Source organism: Micromonospora sp. DT62 (genome assembly GCF_049847285.1).
In the GTDB taxonomy this organism is placed as follows: Bacteria; Actinomycetota; Actinomycetes; order Mycobacteriales; family Micromonosporaceae; genus Micromonospora; species Micromonospora reichwaldensis.
This window is the reverse complement of record NZ_JBNCOB010000001.1, coordinates 91657-109547: the sequence shown is the minus strand read 5'-3', so window position 1 is coordinate 109547 and position 17891 is coordinate 91657. Positions and strand designations below refer to the sequence as shown.

Genomic DNA, 17891 nt, shown 5'->3' with positions numbered 1-17891 from the left:
CTGTCGCCCTGCTCCGGGACCCCGGCACGCCCACTAGGTGGGTGGCCGCTGGCACCCGTCCACCGCCGTCGTCGTCGAAAGGTCAGCCCTGTCGCTGCGGCGGGGTGTCGACGTCCCGCGAGACGACCTCGCCGCGCTCGTCGACCCAGCCCTTCGGGCGCGCCGGGTTGCCGGCGACGAGCTGGTACGGCGCCACGTCCCGGGTCACCACGGAGCCGGCCGCGATCATCGCGTACTCGCCGACCTCGATGCCGCAGACGAGGGTGGCGTTGGCGCCGATCGAGGCGCCCCGGCGGACCAGGGTCGGCGTGATCGTCCAGTCCGGATTCTGCGCCCGGGGCCGGAAGTCGTTGGTGAAGACCGCGCACGGGCCGACGAAGACCTCGTCCTCGATGGTGACGCCCTGGTACACCGAGACGTTGTTCTGGATCTTGACCAGGTCGCCGACCGTCACGCCGGCGTCGACGTACACGTTGCGGCCGATGACGCAGCCGGCGCCGACCTGGGCCGAGGACCGGACGTGGGCAAGGTGCCAGACCTTCGTGCCGTCGCCGACGCGGGCACCCTCCTCGACGTCGGCCGTCGGGTGGACGAAGACGGAGGGGGGCAGGGAACTGCTGTCAGTCATCCTTCAACTCGCATGGCTCGGGGCGCGGCGTCGCGCCGTCGGTGATCCGCGTCGGCGTACGCCGGGCGGGCGTCGATCGCGCGGATCGGTTCTGCCACACCCGCCCCGGGGCGCGCGGGCGAGGTCGGGGGAGCGGACTCGGCGTAGCATAGCGACCCGTCAGGCGAGCAGCGCCGCCACCGCGTCGGCGACCGGCAGGTCCGCCGGCAGCGCGTCGGCGGCCACCACGGCGGGCACCGGCAGCGGGCCGTACAGGTGCGGGAAGAGCGCCCCGTCGCGCGACGGCTCCCAACGCAGCGCGTCGCCCAACCGGTCCGGGTCCACCGTCAGCAGGGTCAGCCCGGTGGCGCCCGCGAAGTACCGCCGGGCCGTACCGACCACCTGGTCGGCGCCGGAGAGGTGGATGAACCCGGACTGCCGGTCCAGCGCCGTACCGTCGAGGTGGCCGGCGGCCAGCGCGTCGTCCCACTCGGTGGTGGTGAGGAGCTTGTAGATCACCCCGGCAGCCTACGCGCGGCCGGTCCCGCGGGCGGCCGTCCCGGTTTCCGGGTACCGCCCCGGTGCCCGCCGCCGCCCGGCATGCTCGGGGCAGCGGGTCGCGGAGGGATGGCGATGGAGAGCTACGACGAGGACTGGACCGACAGCCAGCGGGCGCTGTACGACGAGTGCCACCGGGCGGGCGGCGAGTGGGCCGGCGACCCGGACACCCCCACCGAGGACGTGCAGCACGTGATCAACCTCGGCCAGGCGGACGACGACACCCTCCCGGACGCCGAGATCGACTATCCGCCCCTGGTCGACGCCGTCACCCAGGCCACCGGCGAGATCGTCACCAGCGTGCCCGCCAGCCACGACGACCCCGGCTTCCGGGGCTTCGTCGACGGGGTCCGCGACGCCACGGCCGACGAGGTCTTCGGTCTCTGACCTGCCGGTCGACCACCACCGGCGCCCCGGCGCCGGCGCGCCGACGCGGCCGTCGCCGGGTCGGTGCGGGACCGGCCCTCCCGTCGCGGGCGTACTTCTGCCACCATTCGGGGTCGACGGACCGACGAATGGGGGCCCCGGGTGCGCATCCTGCTGGTCGAGGACGACCGCCGGGTGGCCGCCGCGCTCTCCTCCGCCCTCACCCGCCGGGGGTACGAGGTGGAGCACGCCGCGACCGTCGCCGCGGCCCTCTGCGCCGCCCCCTGCGACCTGGTGCTGCTGGACCTGACCCTGCCCGACGGGGACGGCACCGACCTGTGCCGGGAGCTGCGGCGGCGCAGCAGCCAGCTCGGCATCATCGCCGTGACCGCCCGGGGCGAGGAACGGGACCGGGTGCTCGGCCTGCGGCTCGGCGCGGACGACTACGTGGTCAAGCCCTTCTCCATGACCGAACTCCAGGCGCGCATCGAGGCGGTGCTGCGCCGCGCGGCGCACACCGTGCCGGAGCGCAACCTGATCGAGGTGGGGCCGGTACGCGTCGACGTGTCCGCCCGGACGGTCACCGTCGGGGGCCGGCCGGTGGCGCTGACCCGCAAGGAGTTCGACGTCCTGCTCTCCCTGGCCCGGCAGCCCGGCGTGGCGGTGGCCCGGGAACGGATCCTGCTCGACGCCTGGGGCTCGACCTGGGGCGACGGGCACACCGTCGAGGTGCACGTCGGCTCGCTGCGTGGCAAGCTGGGCGACCCCGGCCTGGTGGAGACCGTACGCGGGGTCGGCTACCGACTGCGCGGCGAGTGAGGGGACGCCGTGCGACGTCGGCTGGTGATCAGCTATCTGCTGTTGATGGTGCTGGTGCTGATCGCGTTGGAGACCCCGCTGGCGGTCACCCTGGCCAACCGGGAGACCGACCGGGTACGCGCCGACCGGCTCGCCGACGCCACCCGGTTCGCCTCGTTGGCCGGCCCGGCGCTGCGCGGCGGCATGCCCGGCCCGCTCGCCAACGAGCTGCGCAGCTACGACGCCCTGTACGACATCGGCGCGGCGGTGGTCGACCGGGAGCGTCGGACGGTGGCGGCCTCCGGGAGCTGGCGGATGGCCTCGGGTTCCCGCGAGGCGTTGGACATGGCGCTCTCCGGCCAGCAGGCCAGCGGGCCGGACTCGGTCTGGCCGTGGGTCGACGGGCCGATCGTCGTGGCGGTGCCGATCAACGACGGTGGCGAGGTGCTCGGGGCGGTGGTCATCACCACCCCCGCCGATCCGGTCCGGCGGGCCGTGACCGTCTGGTGGCTGGTGCTGGCCGGAACGGGCCTGCTCGCCGTGCTGGCCTGCGTGCTGACCGCGTTCGGGCTGGCCGGCTGGGTGTTGCGCCCGGTCACCGAGCTGGACGCGGTCACCCATGAGATCGCCGAGGGGGACCGTGGCGCGCGGGTGCAGCACCGGCTCGGCCCGCCGGAGCTGCGTCGCCTGGCGACCAGCTTCAACCACATGGCCGACGTCGTCTCCGACGTGATGGACCGGCAGCGGGCGTTCGTCGCGCACGCCAGCCATCAGCTGCGCAACCCGCTGACCGCGCTGCGGCTGCGGGTGGAGGAGCTGGGACCGAGCCTCACCGACGCGGACGGGCGTGCCGAGCACCAACTGGCCCTGGAGGAGACCGACCGGCTGGCCCTCGTGCTGGACGCGCTGCTGACCCTGGCCCGCGCCGAGCGGCGGGAGAACCAGCGGGTCACCGTCGACGCGGCGGCCGTCGCCGCGTCCCGGGTGGCCGCCTGGGAGCCGCTCGCCCGGCACCACCGCATCACCCTCCGGCTGGTGGCCGGGGACGCCCCGGCGTACGCGCGGACCGTGCCGACCGCCATCGACCAGGCCCTGGACGCGCTGATCGACAACGCGGTCAAGTTCAGCGACGCCGGTGGGGAGGTGACGGTGACCGTCCGGCACGACGGCGACGGCACCGCGCTGGAGGTCCGGGACACCGGGCCGGGCATGACGGCGAGCCAGCTCGGGCAGGCGACCGAGCGGTTCTGGCGGGCCCCGGAGGTGCAGAACATCGACGGGGCCGGGCTGGGCCTCACCATCGTCGCCGTGCTGGTCGACGCCTCGGACGGGCGGCTCACCATGCGCGGGGGCGAGCCGCGCGGCCTGGTCGCCGGCCTCTGGTTCCCCGCCCCCGCCGCCCCCGCCCCCGACGCCCCCGCGCGCGGGGACGGCGCTCCCGCCGACACCGTGCCCGGCGCTCCCGCCGCGCCGGCCCGCGACGACGCTGCCGAGTCACTCCCGGCGGGGGCGGTCGAGCGCTGAGGCCGTCGGGCCTGTCGAGCTGCCCCGTCCATGAGACCTGCCCCGCGGGGTCAGGGCTTGGCGGCGCGGTACCACTCGGCGGCGCCGGGGTGCAGCGGCAGCGGGGCGGTGGCGATGGCCGAGCGGGGGCTCATCCGCCCGGCGGCCGGGTGCGCGGCGGCCAACTCCTGGCGGCGTTCCATCAGCAGCCGGGTCACCTCCCGGATCAGCGGCGTCGGCAGGTCGGCCCGGACGATCAGGAAGTTCGGGTTGGCCACCGTGGTCACCGGGTCGGTGCCGTACACCGAGCGGGGGATGTCCCGGGAGACGTAGACCTCCGGGTTGCTCTCGCGCAGCGGCCCGGTCCACTCGCCGAGGTCGACGATCCGGGTCGCGCTGTCGGCCGTGAGCTGCTCCAGCGCCCTGACCGGCAGCCCGCCGGAAAAGAAGAACGCGTCGATCTTGCCGGCCCGCAACGCCGCGACCGAGTCGTCGAGGCCGAGGTGCTCCTGGCGTACCCGGTCACCGCCGAGGCGGGCCACCTCCAGCACCCGGACGGCGGTGATCTCGGTGCCGGAGCCGGACGCTCCCACGGACACCCGCCGCCCGCGCAGGTCGGTCAGGGTGCGGACGGGACCGCCGGCGGTGGTGACCAGGTGCAGCAGGTCGTCGTAGACCCGGGCGACCGCGACCACGGACGGGTGCGTCGCCGGCGCCGCCGGCAGCACGTCGGCCTGGGTGAAACCGAGCTCGGCCTCGCCGGAGCCGACCAGCCGGACGTTCTCCGCCGAGGCGGCGGTCACCACCACGCTGGCCCGGACGTCCGGCAGCTCCCGGTTGAGCACGGTGGCCAGGGACTGCCCGAAGGCGTGGTAGACCGCCGTCGGGCTGCCGGTCGCGATCCGGATCCGTACCGGTGGCTCGGGAGCATCCTGGCAGCCGGCCACGCCGGGCAACGCCACCACCAGCAGCAGCGCCAGCAGCGTCGGCGGGCGGACAAGGCGCGGGCGGACACGGCGGAACCCGGTGCGACTCACGCGCTGCACTCTGCGCCGTGCGGGCCGTCGCCGCAACCCGCCGCCCACCGACCGGGCTAGGAACCCGGCGGCGTGTCGGTGACGATGGTCAGCTCGCTGCGGTACGCGACCGGGCCGCAGCGCCGCCGAACGTGCTCATCCGGCAATCATGACCGCTCGCGCAGGTGGGCGGGATCCAGCGCGGTGCTGTGCAGGATCCGCTGGCGGTCCGGGCCGTCGGCGACACAGACCAGATAACAGCCGGTGCCCGGGCGCAGCAGCGCCGGAACGTCCAGCAGGGCCGCGCCGCGTACCAGGATGGCGGCCAGTTCCCGGTCGGTGATCCGGACGCCGAGGATGTGCCGTCGGACGTGCCGCCCACCGGCGAGCAGGGCGGCCCGCCAGGCGGCCGCGGCCAGCCGGGGCCGCCACGCCCGCCGTACGGTCGACGCGCCCGGGACCGGCCCGCCCAGCAGCTCGCGCCGGCCCTGCCGCCAGCCGGCCTCCAGCGTCCTCGCGTACGCCGGCCGGTGCTGGTGCGGCACGGAGAGCCGGTGCAGCTCGAAGCGGCGGCGGAGGCCGCCCACGGTCACCTCGTGCTCGATGGGGACGTCCAGCCGGTGGAGGAGTTGACGCATGCGGTGCGCCGCCTCCTCCCGGTTGAACTCCACCGACGGGGGGCGGTGCTCCGCCGCCGGCCGGCGGGTGCCGACGACGGCCGGCGGGGGCGTGCAGCGCAGCAGGCAGGCGGCCTCGAACGCGTCGGCCAGGGTGGACCAGTCCAACGGCGGCGGCGTCGAGGGCAGGCGCGGCCGATCGAGCAGGATCTGTTCGGGAGCCAACGTGGGCACTCCTTGTCGGCGTCGGGGGTCCCTCTACCGTGGTCGCTCGACGCCGCCGGGGAAACCGATCGGCCCCAGCCTTGAGGAAATCTTGCGGCTGTCCTACAGCTCCGTGACGATCACGTCGACCTGGCGTGGCCGGCCGGGCGGGGCGGGCTGCTCCAGCACCGGATACTTCAGGTCGCGCAGCGCGGTCAGCAGCCCGTCGACGGTGCGCGGCCGGGCGCCCGCGGTCAGCAGGTCGCGGACCAGCCGGCCCTTGGTCGCCTTGTTGAAGTGGCTCACCACCGACCGGACGGGCACGCCGTCGACCTCCCGCTCGTGCAGCACCCGGACGGTCACCGTGCGGTCGGCCACCTCGCCGCGCGGCGCCCAGGTGGCCGCGTAGGCGCCGGAGCGCAGGTCGAGCACGGGCCCGTCGCCGGCCGCCGCGGCCATCGCTGGCGCGAGCGCCCGCCGCCAGTACGCCGACAGCGCCCCGAGCCCCGGCAGCCGCGCCCCGATCGGGCACCGGTAGGGCGGGATCCGGTCGGTGAGGCGTACCGCGCCCCAGAGCCCCGAGCTGATCAGCACCGATCGGCGGGCGGCCCGCTGCGCGGGCGCCGGCAGCGAGGCGAGATCGAGCGCCTCGTAGAGCACCCCGGTGTAGACGCGGCCGGCGGGCGCGGTGGCCGCCGCCCGCAGCCGGGCGTTGCGGCGCAACTCGCCGCGCTGGCCCTCGCTGATCCCCAGCGCCGCCAGGGCCGCCCCCTCGTCGCCGTCGGCGCTGAGCGCGACCAGCGCCGTCAGCACCTCCTCCCGGGCGCCGGTCAGCTCCGGCAGGGAGAGCCCGGCGAGGTCCAGCCGCCGGCCGGTGCCGGCGTCGGCCTTCCCCTCGGAGGGCGGCAGCAGGATGAGCATCGGTGACTCCTCGGCTCGGCGCGGCGTCCGCGCGCCGGTCCGGCCAGCGTACGGGCCGGCCCTACCGCCACGGCCGCACCGGCGTCTGGGGGTGGTACACGCGATACCCGCCCACGTCGGCGACCAGCGCGGCGTCGGCCCGGTCGCCCAGCAGCCGGCGCAGCCGCCGTTCCGCCGCCGAGCCGGCCGCCAGCACGTACCCGGGCCGGTCGGCCCGCCCCACCTGCCGCCAGTACGCGGGATAGCGGTTCTGCCCGGGGGTGAGGTCGCCGTCGAGCACCGCGCACACCACCGCCTCGGCCGTGTTGAAGATCAGCCGGTTGCAGGTCCAGTAGTCCCCGTACACCTGGCGGGGGCCGCCCGCGCGGAGCGTGTCGGCCAGCTCGCGGGCCTGCCGCTCCTCGGCCCGGGACGCCGCGGTGCCGGTGGCCGCGAACAGCACGGTCACCACCAGCGTGGTCGCGGCCAGCGCGGCGAGCACGGCGGTGGCCAGCGCGCCGGCCAGGCGGCCGAACGCGCCGACCGTGCCCCGCCAGCAGGCGACCGCCGCCAGCCAGAGCGGCCAGAGCACCGCCGGCAGGGAGAGCTGGAGCACCGACAGGTAGCGGGCGTTGTCCAGGGGGCTGGTGGCGGCCAGGGGGCTGCGCACGTACGACAGCAGGGTCAGCGCCGCGCCGACGACCAGCGCGAGGTGCACCACCGGGCCGACCCGCTCGCCGCGCGGGGCGCCCGCGGCCCGGCGGTACGCGAGGACGGCGAGCGCGGCGGCGACCGCCAGCAGCACGGGGTAGAGCAGCCCGAACCAGCCCTGCCAGCGGGCGCAGCCGTCGATCGGGCAGAGGCCGGCGGCGAGCGGCACCCCCTCCAGCAGCCCGCCGTCGAGGCGCTGCGACCACGGCGGCGTCGGCCCCGCCTTGGTGCTGATCTCGCGGAACACCGACAGCGAGTCCTCGCCGGGCGGGGCGAGGAGGTTGTCCCGGATCATCGGCGCGATCCCGACAGCGAACCCGGCCAGCAGCAGCGCCCCGGCCCAGCCGAGCAGCTCCCGGCGGGCCACCCACACCAGCACCAGCGCGGCCACCGCCAGGTAGGGCAGGATCAGCCAGTCCGACCAGACGGACACCCCGGCGAGCAGGCCGAAGAGCCCGACGGCCAGCCGGCGGTGCCGCACCGTTGCGCGGGCGAGTCCCACCGCGATCAGCAGCATCACCAGCACCGCGACCTTCACCTCCGGGCGGCCGCCGACCACGGTCAGCTGGTCCCGGACGACCCGTTCCCCGCCGAGCGCCAGCAGGCCGACGATCCCGGTGGCGAACCAGGGCGAGCCGATCCGCCGCGTCAGCCGGTGGATCAGCCAGAGGAAGAGGGCGTAGAGCAGCAGCAGCGGCAGGCGCAGCAGCGGCCAGCCCGGTCCGGCCACCGCGATCAGCGGCGCGGCCAGGTACGACTCCAGCACCCCCATGTAGCGCTGCCCGTAGAGGAAGACCGGCAGCTCGCGACCCTGCGCGATGTGCAGCGCGGCCAGCCCGAACGTCGCCTCGTCGCTGTTGGAGACGGGCACCGTGTGCAGGGTCAGGACCAGCCGGTAGCCGACCCCGGCGAGCCCGAACAGCAGCGCCACGAGCGCCGGCCGGTCGAGCTGCGGGCGCCACCGCCCACGCTTGCGCACTGGTTGCGACACGACCAACGCCCCCGTCGTCGTCCCGACCGGAGTGTTTCACGCCGTCGGGGCCGGCCGGGGCGGATCGGCGCAGCGCGGACGATCCGCCGGACCACGGCGGGCATGGCCTCGGGCTTCCCGGCGGCTGAGGAAGATCGCCTCGCGTGGCCGAGGTGGCCGGTTTGTGGCAGGGTTGCTGGCGTGCCACCCACTGCCGCCGGCCAGTTGGCCGTACCGAACCTGCACCGGGCCGCGCGGATCGAGGACGCCGTGCACTCGCTGGTCGAGCGCCGGCTGCGGCGCACCGGCTGGCGGACGAACGTCATCGCGTACACCGGCTACGGCGCGCCCGGCTGGGTGCGGGTGATGTGCCGGGTGCTGCTGAGCCGGCCGGACACCCGCCAACGCGGCCGGCTGGAGAAGGTGCGCGGGTGGCGCAGCTTCACCACGCTGCCGGCCAAGCACGTCACGGTCACCATTGAGGCCGGCGGGGAACGGCACGAGGCGCGGGCCGACCGCAGCGGGTTCGTCGACGCAGTGGTCGAGGCGGGCCTGCCGCCCGGCTGGGGCTCGGTGCGGATCAGCCTGCCGGACGCCGAGCCGGTCGAGGCGCCGGTGCGCATCCTCGACCCGGAGGTGCGCTTCGGCATCCTCTCCGACATCGACGACACGGTCATGGTCACCGCGCTGCCCCGGCCGCTGCTCGCCGCCTGGAACACGTTCGTCCTCGACGAGCACGCCCGCAACGCCGTGCCCGGCATGGCGGTGCTCTACGAGCGGCTGGTCACCGCGCACCCGGGCGCTCCGGTCTTCTACCTCTCCACCGGCGCCTGGAACGTGGCGCCGACGCTGACCCGGTTCCTGTCCCGGCACCTCTACCCGGCCGGGCCGCTGCTGCTGACCGACTGGGGGCCGACCGCCGACCGCTGGTTCCGCAGCGGACGGGAGCACAAGCGGGTCACCCTGGCCCGGCTGGCCAAGGAGTTCCCCGACGTGAAGTGGCTGCTGGTCGGCGACGACGGGCAGCACGACCCGGAGATCTACCGCGAGTTCGCCGCCGCCCACCCGGAGAACGTGGCCGGCGTGGGCATCCGCCGGCTCTCGCCCACGCAGGCGGTGCTGGCCGGTAGCCTGCCCACCCCGGCCGGCGAGTCGTCGGCGGGGCCGGTGGGGCAGAAGTGGCTCTCCGCGCCCGACGGCGCCGGCCTGTGGAAGCTGCTGCGCGACGCCGGCCTGGTCTGACGCCCCGCTTCCGGGCGGCGGCGGCTGCGACGTGGCGGCGGCTGCTGCCGGCGGCTGCGGGCAAGCGGGTGGTGGGTTGCCTGCTTTGCCCGGACTGCCTGCTCCGTCCGGAGCGGGGCGCCCTCGAGGGGAGCGTTCCTTGAGGCCGTCACAGCGACTCGTGTTACGCAGAGTGGTCGAAGCCTCCGCTTGGCTGCTGCCGCTCCGCTCGCTTTGCTCTGCAGCCATATCGGCACCAGGCACGCTGCGTTAGTGGCGCGTATGTGGCTGCAGAGCAAAGCGAGCGCGGAGGCATGGGGGCGTCCTCGGCGGGATGAGGTGAATCACCTGGTCACGCCGTTCCTTGGTGCGGGGTGCCGGGTCCTGAGCCTTCCGTAGGGCAATCCTCGATGACGCAGAGTGAGAATCGGAGGCCTTAGCTAGAGGGTGACGCACCGTGAGCGGTGCGTGACGGGATTCTCTCGTCCGGTCCGAGGTGAGGTCCGCAGGGGCGAAAACTTGTGAAGGATACTTGCGCAACAAGCCAGCAACATTGAACATCTTTTCGTGCGTAGAGATTATGGTCGATACTTGTCCGGGCTTGCGCTGGCGGCGGCGCTGGCGCTCGGCGCGGCCCTCCCCACGGCCGCCCCTGCCGCCCCGCCCGCCGGGCCGGGGACCGCGTCGGACACCGCGCCGGAGACCGTGCCGGTCGCCGCCCAGGCGGCCTGCGTGACCGACCCGGCCACCCCGAAGCGGCAGCTGCGCGGCATGTGGATCGCCAGCGTGGCCAACATCGACTGGCCCAGCCGCACCGGGCTCACCCCCGCCGCCCAGCAGGCGGAGTACCGGGGCTGGCTCGACCTGGCCAAGCAGCGGCGGATGAACGCCGTCGTGGTGCAGATCCGCCCCGCCGCCGACGCGTTCTGGCCGTCGACGTACGAGCCGTGGTCGCAGTGGCTGACCGGCACCCAGGGCGGCAACCCGGGCTACGACCCGCTGGCCTTCATGGTGGCCGAGGCGCACGCCCGCAACCTGGAGTTCCACGCCTGGTTCAACCCGTACCGGGTGGCGAACCACACCGACCTGAGCAAGTTGGCGACCAGCCACCCGGCCCGCAAAAACCCGGGCTGGACCGTCACCTACGGCGGACACATCTACTACAACCCCGGCATTCCCGCCGTGCGTGCCTTCGTGCAGGACGCGATGATGGACGCCGTCAAGCGCTACGACATCGACGCGGTGCACTGGGACGACTACTTCTACCCGTACCCGGTCAGCGGGGTGGCCTTCCCCGACCAGGCCACCTACGCCCAGTACGGCGCCGGTTTCAGCACCATCGGCGACTGGCGGCGAAACAACGTCAACCTACTGGTCCGGGAGATGCGTGACAAGATCCGGGCGGTTAAGCCGTGGGTGAAGCTCGGCGTCAGCCCGTTCGGCATCTGGCGCAACGCCGGCACCGACCCGCTCGGTTCGCGTACCACGGGCCTCCAGTCGTACGACGCGATCTACGCCGACACCCGGCGCTGGGTGCGGCAGGGGTGGGTCGACTACATCGCCCCGCAGATCTACTGGCACATCGGCCACCCGGCGGCCGACTACGCGGAGCTGGTCCGCTGGTGGTCCGAGACCGTGGCCGGCACCGACGTGCAGCTGCTCGTCGGGCAGGCCACCTACCGCGCCGGCGCGTCCGGGCAGGACGCCGCCTGGCAGGACCCGGCCGAGCTGACCGACCACCTCACGCTGAACCGCAGCTACCCCCGGATCGTCGGCGACATCCACTTCAGCGCCAAGGACGTCCGCGCGGACCGCATCGGCGCCGTCTCCCGGACGGCGACCGACCACTACCGCCGGCCCGCGCTGGCACCGGCCGGGGTGGGCGGCGCCGCGCCCGCCGCCCCGAACCTCACCTCGGCGGTACGCGGCACGGGCGGCGTGACCCTCACCTGGCAGCGCGGCGCCACCGGCAGCACCGCCGCGTACGCGGTGTACCGGCTGCCCGGCGACGGTGCGGTAGACGCCTGCGACCTGGCCGACGCCCGCAACCTGCTCGGCACGGTCCGCGCCTCGGGCGGCACCGGGACGTTCACCGACGCCACCGCCGCGGCCGGCTCGACCTACCGGTACCTGGTGACGGCGCTCGACCGGCTGCACCATGAGAGCGCCGCCAGCAACGCGCGGGTCGTCACCGGCACCGGCGGTACGTTCAGCGTGATCGTGGACAACGCCACCGCCGGCGGCTTCACGGCCGCCACCACCTGGGGCACGTCGTCGTACCTCCCGGCGCGCTACGGGGCCAACTACCGGTTCGCCAGCCCGCAGGCGGTCAGCGACCCGGCCTGGTTCACCGCGACGCTGCCCGCAGCGGGCTCGTACCGGGTCGAGGTCTGGTACCCGGCCGACCCCGGCTACAACAGCGCCACGCCGCACCTGGTGGCGACGGCGAACGGGAACGTGACGGCCACCGTCGACCAGCGCAGCGGCGGCGGGCAGTGGCGGGTGCTCGGCACCTACGACCTCGCCGCGGGGACGCGCCAGGTCGTCGGGGTCAGCCGCTGGACCAGCACCCAGGGGTACGTCGTCGCCGACGCGATCCGGATCACCCGCCTCTGAGCATGCCCGTTCCCCGGGGCGTCCCGCCGCCCCGGGGAACTGGCCGGCCAACGATAGGGTCGGGCCGATAGATGCGTTTCGTGACCAGGGGAGGGCTCATGCGTCGACGTGTTGCCGCCGGTTCGGCAGCCGTGCTGGCGCTGGCCGTGGGTGTCTCGGGATGTGCTGATGACAAGCCACCGCCTCCGCCTCCACCGCAAACAGCCTCGGCGAGCCCTGCCGAGTCGTCGGCACTCGACCCTCCGCTGGCCTTTGCCGCGAAGCCGGTCCGGATACCGCTGCCCAGCAGAATGTTCCAGGTCCGGGACGGGGCCGCATATCTGCTGGAGGGCAACAACGCGCTCGCCGCGTACGACCTGGCCACGGGTGCGCGTCGCTGGAGTGCGCCGCTGGCCGGTCCGCCCGTCAGGCTGGGCAACACCGGGCCGATGATCGCGGAGGTGGACGGCAGGCCGACCGCCTTCGTGACCTACCGGGTGGAGATCGCAGGCAGCGGAACGGTTCCCGACCGCACCGTGCTGCGGGTGGCGAGCTTCGGGCTGGCCGATGGCGCGCCCGGCTGGCAGTCGGACGTGGACGACAGGGGCATCCCTGATGACGGCAGCCTCGGGGTCGACAAGGTGGTGGCGGCCAGCTCCGACCATGTCGTGCTGTCCACCGACTCGTATGACACGGGAGGCGTCAGCGGCGACTTCACCGCCGTCCTCGACGCCAGGACCGGCAAGACCCGGTGGACGGAGCCCGCCTTTCAGGCCCGAGCCCTCGACGGCGACGTCGTCGCCGGCATGAGTTCCGAGCCGCATCCGGACCGGACCCCGAGTTCGACGATCGGGCTCGCCGCGTCGGACGGTTCCCAGGTGTGGGCCCACGAGGAGACAAGGCCGGTCGGCAACCTGATCAACGGCCCGCTCGGCGGCGGGTTGCTGCAGGTGTACCCGGTGGGCCGCCGCGGCGACGGGCCCAACGGGATCGTCGACCTGAAGACCGGTCGCGAGGTCATCCGCCTGGAGACGGGGGGTAGCTCCAGCGTCTGTCGATACGACGACGAGAGCGTCGTCGTCTGCTCGCAGCACCTCAGCAGCCGGAACGGAACGATGGTCGCGTACGACGCCACGTCCCACAAGCGACTGTGGCAGGTGCCCGAGAAGGGTTCCGGGCGGGAGGCGCCCAGGATCACGGCGGCCCGACGTGGCATGGTCTACGGATCCACCAGCAACGGGCCGCTGATCCTCGACGCGCGCACGGGGCAGGACAAGGTCACGGATCTCCCCTTCGTCCCCGAAGTCGTCGTTCCGGGTTTCGGGATCGAAGTCGAACAGAGGGAGATGACTGTCCATCCCGCGGTCGGCTGATCCACGTACGGTCAGTCGCGGCGCAGCCAGAGCACGCCGAGCGGCGGCACCCGCAGCGCCGCCGAGGCGGGCAGCCCGTGCCACGGCACGTCCTCGGCGTGCACGGCGCCCAGGTTGCCGACCCCCGAGCCGCCGTAGTGGTGGGCGTCGGTGTTGAGCACCTCCGCCCAGGTGCCGCCGGCCGGCAGCCCGACCCGGTAGTCCTCCAGCGGCAGGGCGGAGAAGTTCGCCACGCAGACCAGGGTCGCGCCGTCGGGGGCGATCCGGACGAACGAGACGGTGTTGTTGGCGACGTCGTCGCCGGCGATCCAGCGGAAGCCGGCCGGCTCGGTGTCCTGCGCCCACAGCGCGGGGGTGTCCCGGTAGACGCGGTTCAGGTCGCCGACGAGCCGCTGCACCCCGGCGCGGGCCGGGTCGTGCAGCAGGTACCAGTCGAGGCCCCGCTCCTCGCTCCACTCCCGGTCGTCGGCCAGCTCGCAGCCCATGAAGAGCAGCTGCTTGCCGGGGTGCGCCCACATGTACGCCAGCAGGGCGCGTACGTTGGCCAGCCGCTGCCAGGTGTCGCCGGGCATCTTGCCGGCCAGGGAGCCCTTGCCGTGCACCACCTCGTCGTGGCTGATCGGCAGCACGTAGTTCTCGCTCCAGGCGTACGCCAGGGAGAACGTGAGCTGATGGTGGTGGTGCTGCCGGTGGACCGGGTCCTTCGACGTGTAGAGCAGGGTGTCGTGCATCCAGCCCATGTTCCACTTGAAGCCGTACCCGAGCCCGCCGTCGGCCGTGGCGCGGGTGACCCCCGGCCAGGCGGTGGACTCCTCGGCGATCATCGTCACCCCGGCGTGGTGCTTGTAGACCGTCGCGTTCACCTCCTGCATGAACGCGATGGCCTCCAGGTTCTCCCGGCCGCCGTGCCGGTTGGGCAGCCACTGCCCCTCCTGGCGGGAGTAGTCCAGGTAGAGCATCGAGGCCACCGCGTCCACCCGCAGCCCGTCGACGTGGAACTGGTCGCACCAGTAGAGCGCGTTGGCGACCAGGAAGTTGCGCACCTCCGGGCGGCCGAAGTCGAAGACGTACGTGCCCCAGTCGGGGTGTTCGCCCCGGCGCGGGTCGGGGTGCTCGTAGAGGGCGGTGCCGTCGAAGCGCCCGAGGGCCCACTCGTCCTTGGGGAAGTGCGCCGGCACCCAGTCCAGGATCACGCCGATGCCGGCGGCGTGCAGCGCGTCCACGAGGTGACGGAACTCGTCGGGGTCGCCGAAGCGGGACGTCGGCGCGTAGTAGCCGGTGACCTGGTAGCCCCAGGAGCCGCCGAACGGGTGCTCCATCACGGGCAGCAACTCCACGTGGGTGAAGCCCAGCTCCGTGACGTACGCGGTCAGCTGCTCGGCCAGCTCACGGTAGCTCAGCCCGGGGCGCCACGAGCCGAGGTGCACCTCGTAGACGCTCATCGGCTCCTGGTGCGGCTGCCGCCGGGCCCGCCGCGCCAGCCAGTCGGCGTCGCCCCACTCGTACGTCGAGTGGTGCACCACCGACGCGGTGGCCGGCGGCACCTCCGCGTACGCCGCCAGGGGGTCGGCCTTGTCCCGCCACTGCCCGTCGGCGCCCAGGATCCGGTACTTGTAGCGGGCCCCCGCCCCGACGCCCGGGACGAACAGCTCCCACACCCCGCTGCCGCCGAGCGAGCGCATCGGCCAGCCGTCGTCCGGCGCCCAGCCCGCGAAGTCGCCGACCACCCGGACCCCGCGCGCGTTCGGCGCCCAGACGGTGAACGCCACGCCCTCGTCGAAGACCCGCGCGCCGAGCGCCTCCCAGAGCCGCTCGTGCCGGCCCTCGCCGATCAGGTGCAGGTCCAGCTCGCCCAGGGTGGGCGGGTAGCGGTACGGGTCGTCGTGGGTCCGGCCGTCGACCTCGACGCGGTAGTCGAGCACCTCGCCCGCGACCTCCGCCTCGAACACGCCGACGTCGTGCACCCGCCGCATCCGGTGCCGCTCGCCGTCGACGACGAGGGCGACGTCGGCGGCGCCCCGGCGCAGCGTCCGGACGACCGTCCGCCCGTCGGCCGGGTGCGCGCCGAGGACGGCGTGCGGGTCGTGCGTGGCGCCGGCGATCAACTGGTCCATCGGGCGTCGTCCTTTTGGGCGGGAGTGGTGGGGGCGGTGCCGCCCGAGAGGTCGTCGGGGACGTCTTCGACGGTCAGGTCCGGCGCCGCCTGTGCCGGCGCGGGGCCGGCACCGGGGGCGGGTCGCCGCACCGTCAGCACGTGCGCCGGTTGCAGGTACGGGTCGAGGCGCACGGCGTTGCGCTGCCCCCAGTCGTAGCTGGCGCCGGTCAGCTCGTCGCGCACGGTGAACCGGTCGTGCCAGTCGAGGCCGAGCGCGGGCATGTCGAGCGTGGTGTTGCCCCACTGCACGGTCTGCGGGTCGAACGAGCAGATCACGACGACGGTGTTGCCCGTCTCCGGGTCGTGCTTGGACCAGCAGAGCAGCGCCGGGTTGTCGATGTCGTGGAAGACCAGGTTGCGCAGCTGTTGCAGGGCCGGGTTCTCCCGGCGTACGCGGTTGAGCACCGCGACGAACGGGGCGAGGGAGCGGCCCTGCGCCTGCGCGCCGGCCCAGTCCCGGGGGCGCAGCTCGTACTTCTCGTTGTCCAGGTACTCCTCCGCGCCGGGGCGGGCGACGTGCTCGAACAGCTCGTAGCCGGCGTACATGCCCCAGGAGGGGGAGAGCAGCGCGGCCAGCACCGCCCGGATCTTGAACATCGGCGGGCCGCCGTGCTGCAACGACTCGTGCAGGATGTCCGGCGTGTTCGGCCAGAAGTTCGGCCGCATGTAGTCGGCCGCCTCGACCAGCTCCTCGCAGTACGCCCGCATCTCCGCCGCCGACGTGCGCCAGGTGAAGTACGTGTACGACTGGGTGAAGCCGACCTTGCCCAGCCCGTGCATGATCGCCGGCCGGGTGAACGCCTCGGCGAGGAAGAGCACGTCCGGGTCGACCTTCTTCACCTCGGCGATCAGCCAGTGCCAGAAGTCGAACGGCTTGGTGTGCGGGTTGTCGACCCGGAAGATCCGGATGCCCTCGCCGACCCAGTGCAGCACCACCCGCAGCACCTCGGCCCGGATGCCCTCCGGGTCGTTGTCGAAGTTGACGGGGTAGATGTCCTGGTACTTCTTCGGCGGGTTCTCCGCGTACGCGATGCTGCCGTCGGCCCGGGTGGTGAACCACTCAGGGTGCTCGGTCACCCACGGGTGGTCCGGCGCGCACTGCAATGCCAGGTCCATCGCCACCTCGAGGCCCTGCTCGGCGGCGGCGGCGACGAAGTCGCGGAAGTCCTCCGGCGTACCCAGGTCGGGGTGGATGGTGTCGTGGCCGCCCTCGGCGGCGCCGATGGCCCACGGCGAGCCGACATCGTCCGGCCCGGCGGTCAGCGAGTTGTTGGGGCCCTTGCGGTTGACCCGGCCGATCGGGTGGATCGGCGGCAGGTAGAGCACGTCGAAGCCCATCGCCGCGACGCCGGGCAGGCGCTCGACGGCGGTGGCGAACGTGCCGGAGCGTGCCGGCGCGTCGGCGGTGGCCGGGACGGCCCCCTCCGAGCGGGGGAAGAACTCGTACCAGGCGGAGAAGAGCGCCCGCCGACGGTCCACCCACAGCCGGTGCTCCGCGCCGGTGGTGACCAGCTCGCGGACCGGGTGCTCCCAGAGCAGGTCGGCCAGCTCCAGCGCGGGGGCGACCCGCCGGGGCAGCTCCCTGTCGGCGTCACCCAGCGCCGCCACCGCCGCGCGGACCCGCCCCGCGTCGCCGGCCGGCACCAACTCCACGGCCGCGGTCAGCACCCGCGCGCCCTCGGCGAGGTCGTTGGCCAGGTCCGCCGGCCCCTGACCGGCGGCGATCTTCTTGGTGACCGCGTTCTGCCAGGTCAGGTACGGGTCCTGGAACGCCTCGACGGTGAACACCCACTCGCCGACCGCGTCGGGGCGGATCACCGCGTGCCAGCGGTCCTGCCCGGGCTCGCCGGGACGCATCCGGGTGAACGGTCGGGCCCGCCCGTCGGGACCACGCCAGACCACGTTGCAGCCCAGCGCGTCGTGCCCCTCCCGGTAGGCGCGGGCCGACACCGGCACCGGCTCGTCGACCACCGCCTTGGCCGGGTAGCGACCGCAGGAGACGACGGGGGAGACGTCTTCGATCGGGAACCGTCCAGTCACCGGTTCAACCTACTGCGCGAGATCCTTTCGCGCGCGGCCAAGCACCCCATCGCCCTCCCTCCTGACGTGTCCGGGGAGGTCCGGTCAGGGCCCGGCGGACACCTGGTGCCCGCACCATCCGCCCGAGTCCGCCGTCGTCGCTCAAGGCGCGGCGGCTGGCGGGCGTGGGTGGTGGCGGGCGGGGCACGATGGCGGGCGTGGGCGGTGGCAGCGTAGATCTTGGTACGAAATGGCCCCCTGAAGGGCCGTTTCCTGCC

General features: G+C 74.0%; 14 protein-coding genes. 6 read left to right on the top strand and 8 right to left on the bottom strand.

Features of this window, described 5'->3' with window-relative positions:
- Positions 1-82 precede the first annotated feature (82 nt).
- Both ACPXCB_RS00475 and ACPXCB_RS00470 read right to left on the bottom strand, forming a co-directional pair.
- Complete coding sequence (locus ACPXCB_RS00475; protein ID WP_425871145.1) at positions 83-628, bottom strand: acyltransferase; 546 nt, start codon at positions 626-628, stop codon at positions 83-85.
- A 159-nt stretch (positions 629-787) separates the two neighbouring features.
- Positions 788-1126 (bottom strand): DUF952 domain-containing protein, encoded by a 339-nt coding sequence (locus ACPXCB_RS00470; RefSeq protein ID WP_311412825.1) that lies wholly within the window; start codon positions 1124-1126, stop codon positions 788-790.
- A gap of 114 nt (positions 1127-1240) precedes the next feature.
- Between ACPXCB_RS00470 and ACPXCB_RS00465 the strand changes: the two genes are divergently transcribed.
- The 3 genes from ACPXCB_RS00465 to ACPXCB_RS00455 all read left to right on the top strand — a co-directional run bounded on the left by ACPXCB_RS00465 (position 1241) and on the right by ACPXCB_RS00455 (position 3853).
- Positions 1241-1552, top strand: coding sequence for a hypothetical protein (locus ACPXCB_RS00465; protein ID WP_311412826.1), 312 nt, complete (start codon positions 1241-1243; stop codon positions 1550-1552).
- A 141-nt stretch (positions 1553-1693) separates the two neighbouring features.
- Positions 1694-2350, top strand: coding sequence for a response regulator transcription factor (locus ACPXCB_RS00460; protein ID WP_425871142.1), 657 nt, complete (start codon positions 1694-1696; stop codon positions 2348-2350).
- A 9-nt stretch (positions 2351-2359) separates the two neighbouring features.
- Positions 2360-3853 carry an ATP-binding protein gene (locus ACPXCB_RS00455; protein WP_425871139.1) on the top strand — a complete coding sequence of 498 codons (1494 nt, stop codon included), beginning with the start codon at positions 2360-2362 and terminating at the stop codon, positions 3851-3853.
- Positions 3854-3903: 50 nt separating this feature from the next.
- On the opposite strand, the gene ACPXCB_RS00450 is transcribed toward ACPXCB_RS00455, so the two are convergent.
- The 4 genes from ACPXCB_RS00450 to ACPXCB_RS00435 all read right to left on the bottom strand — a co-directional run bounded on the left by ACPXCB_RS00450 (position 3904) and on the right by ACPXCB_RS00435 (position 8271).
- The gene (locus ACPXCB_RS00450) at positions 3904-4878 is read right to left on the bottom strand and encodes a TAXI family TRAP transporter solute-binding subunit (protein WP_425871137.1); all 975 of its coding nucleotides are present in this window, start codon (positions 4876-4878) and stop codon (positions 3904-3906) included.
- Positions 4879-5015: 137 nt separating this feature from the next.
- Positions 5016-5690, bottom strand: a complete 675-nt coding sequence (locus tag ACPXCB_RS00445) for a hypothetical protein (protein ID WP_425871135.1) — start codon at positions 5688-5690, stop codon at positions 5016-5018.
- A 102-nt stretch (positions 5691-5792) separates the two neighbouring features.
- On the bottom strand, positions 5793-6590 hold the full coding sequence (gene yaaA, locus ACPXCB_RS00440) for a peroxide stress protein YaaA (RefSeq protein WP_425871133.1): 798 nt from the start codon (positions 6588-6590) through the stop codon (positions 5793-5795).
- 61 nt (positions 6591-6651) lie between these two features.
- Positions 6652-8271 (bottom strand): hypothetical protein, encoded by a 1620-nt coding sequence (locus ACPXCB_RS00435; protein WP_425871131.1) that lies wholly within the window; start codon positions 8269-8271, stop codon positions 6652-6654.
- 180 nt (positions 8272-8451) lie between these two features.
- On the opposite strand from ACPXCB_RS00435, the gene ACPXCB_RS00430 reads away from it, so the two are divergent.
- The 3 genes from ACPXCB_RS00430 (at position 8452) to ACPXCB_RS00420 (ending at position 13439) form a co-directional block, all read left to right on the top strand.
- Complete coding sequence (locus ACPXCB_RS00430; RefSeq protein ID WP_425871129.1) at positions 8452-9492, top strand: App1 family protein; 1041 nt, start codon at positions 8452-8454, stop codon at positions 9490-9492.
- A 570-nt stretch (positions 9493-10062) separates the two neighbouring features.
- Positions 10063-12087: a family 10 glycosylhydrolase gene (locus ACPXCB_RS00425; RefSeq protein ID WP_425871127.1), complete on the top strand. Its 2025-nt coding sequence runs from the start codon at positions 10063-10065 to the stop codon at positions 12085-12087.
- A gap of 71 nt (positions 12088-12158) precedes the next feature.
- A complete protein-coding gene (locus ACPXCB_RS00420) occupies positions 12159-13439 on the top strand; it encodes a PQQ-binding-like beta-propeller repeat protein (protein WP_425871125.1) in 1281 nt (426 codons plus the stop codon).
- A gap of 11 nt (positions 13440-13450) precedes the next feature.
- Here ACPXCB_RS00420 and glgB read toward each other — a convergent pair whose 3' ends face one another.
- Complete coding sequence (gene glgB, locus ACPXCB_RS00415) at positions 13451-15553, bottom strand: 1,4-alpha-glucan branching protein GlgB (protein ID WP_311412834.1); 2103 nt, start codon at positions 15551-15553, stop codon at positions 13451-13453.
- Positions 15541-17634: a maltotransferase domain-containing protein gene (locus tag ACPXCB_RS00410; protein WP_425871123.1), complete on the bottom strand. Its 2094-nt coding sequence runs from the start codon at positions 17632-17634 to the stop codon at positions 15541-15543. Before ACPXCB_RS00410 ends, glgB begins: the two co-directional genes overlap by 13 nt.
- Positions 17635-17891 lie beyond the last annotated feature (257 nt).

Bases quoted from the DNA above. Each gene is read 5' to 3' on its own strand.
- ACPXCB_RS00420 (WP_425871125.1), top strand. From the start codon at position 12,159: ATGCGTTTCGTGACCAGGGGAGGGCTCATGCGTCGACGTGTTGCCGCC.
- yaaA (WP_425871133.1), bottom strand. From the start codon at position 6,590: ATGCTCATCCTGCTGCCGCCCTCCGAGGGGAAGGCCGACGCCGGCACC.
- ACPXCB_RS00475 (WP_425871145.1), bottom strand. From the start codon at position 628: ATGACTGACAGCAGTTCCCTGCCCCCCTCCGTCTTCGTCCACCCGACG.
- ACPXCB_RS00465 (WP_311412826.1), top strand. From the start codon at position 1,241: ATGGAGAGCTACGACGAGGACTGGACCGACAGCCAGCGGGCGCTGTAC.
- glgB (WP_311412834.1), bottom strand. From the start codon at position 15,553: ATGGACCAGTTGATCGCCGGCGCCACGCACGACCCGCACGCCGTCCTC.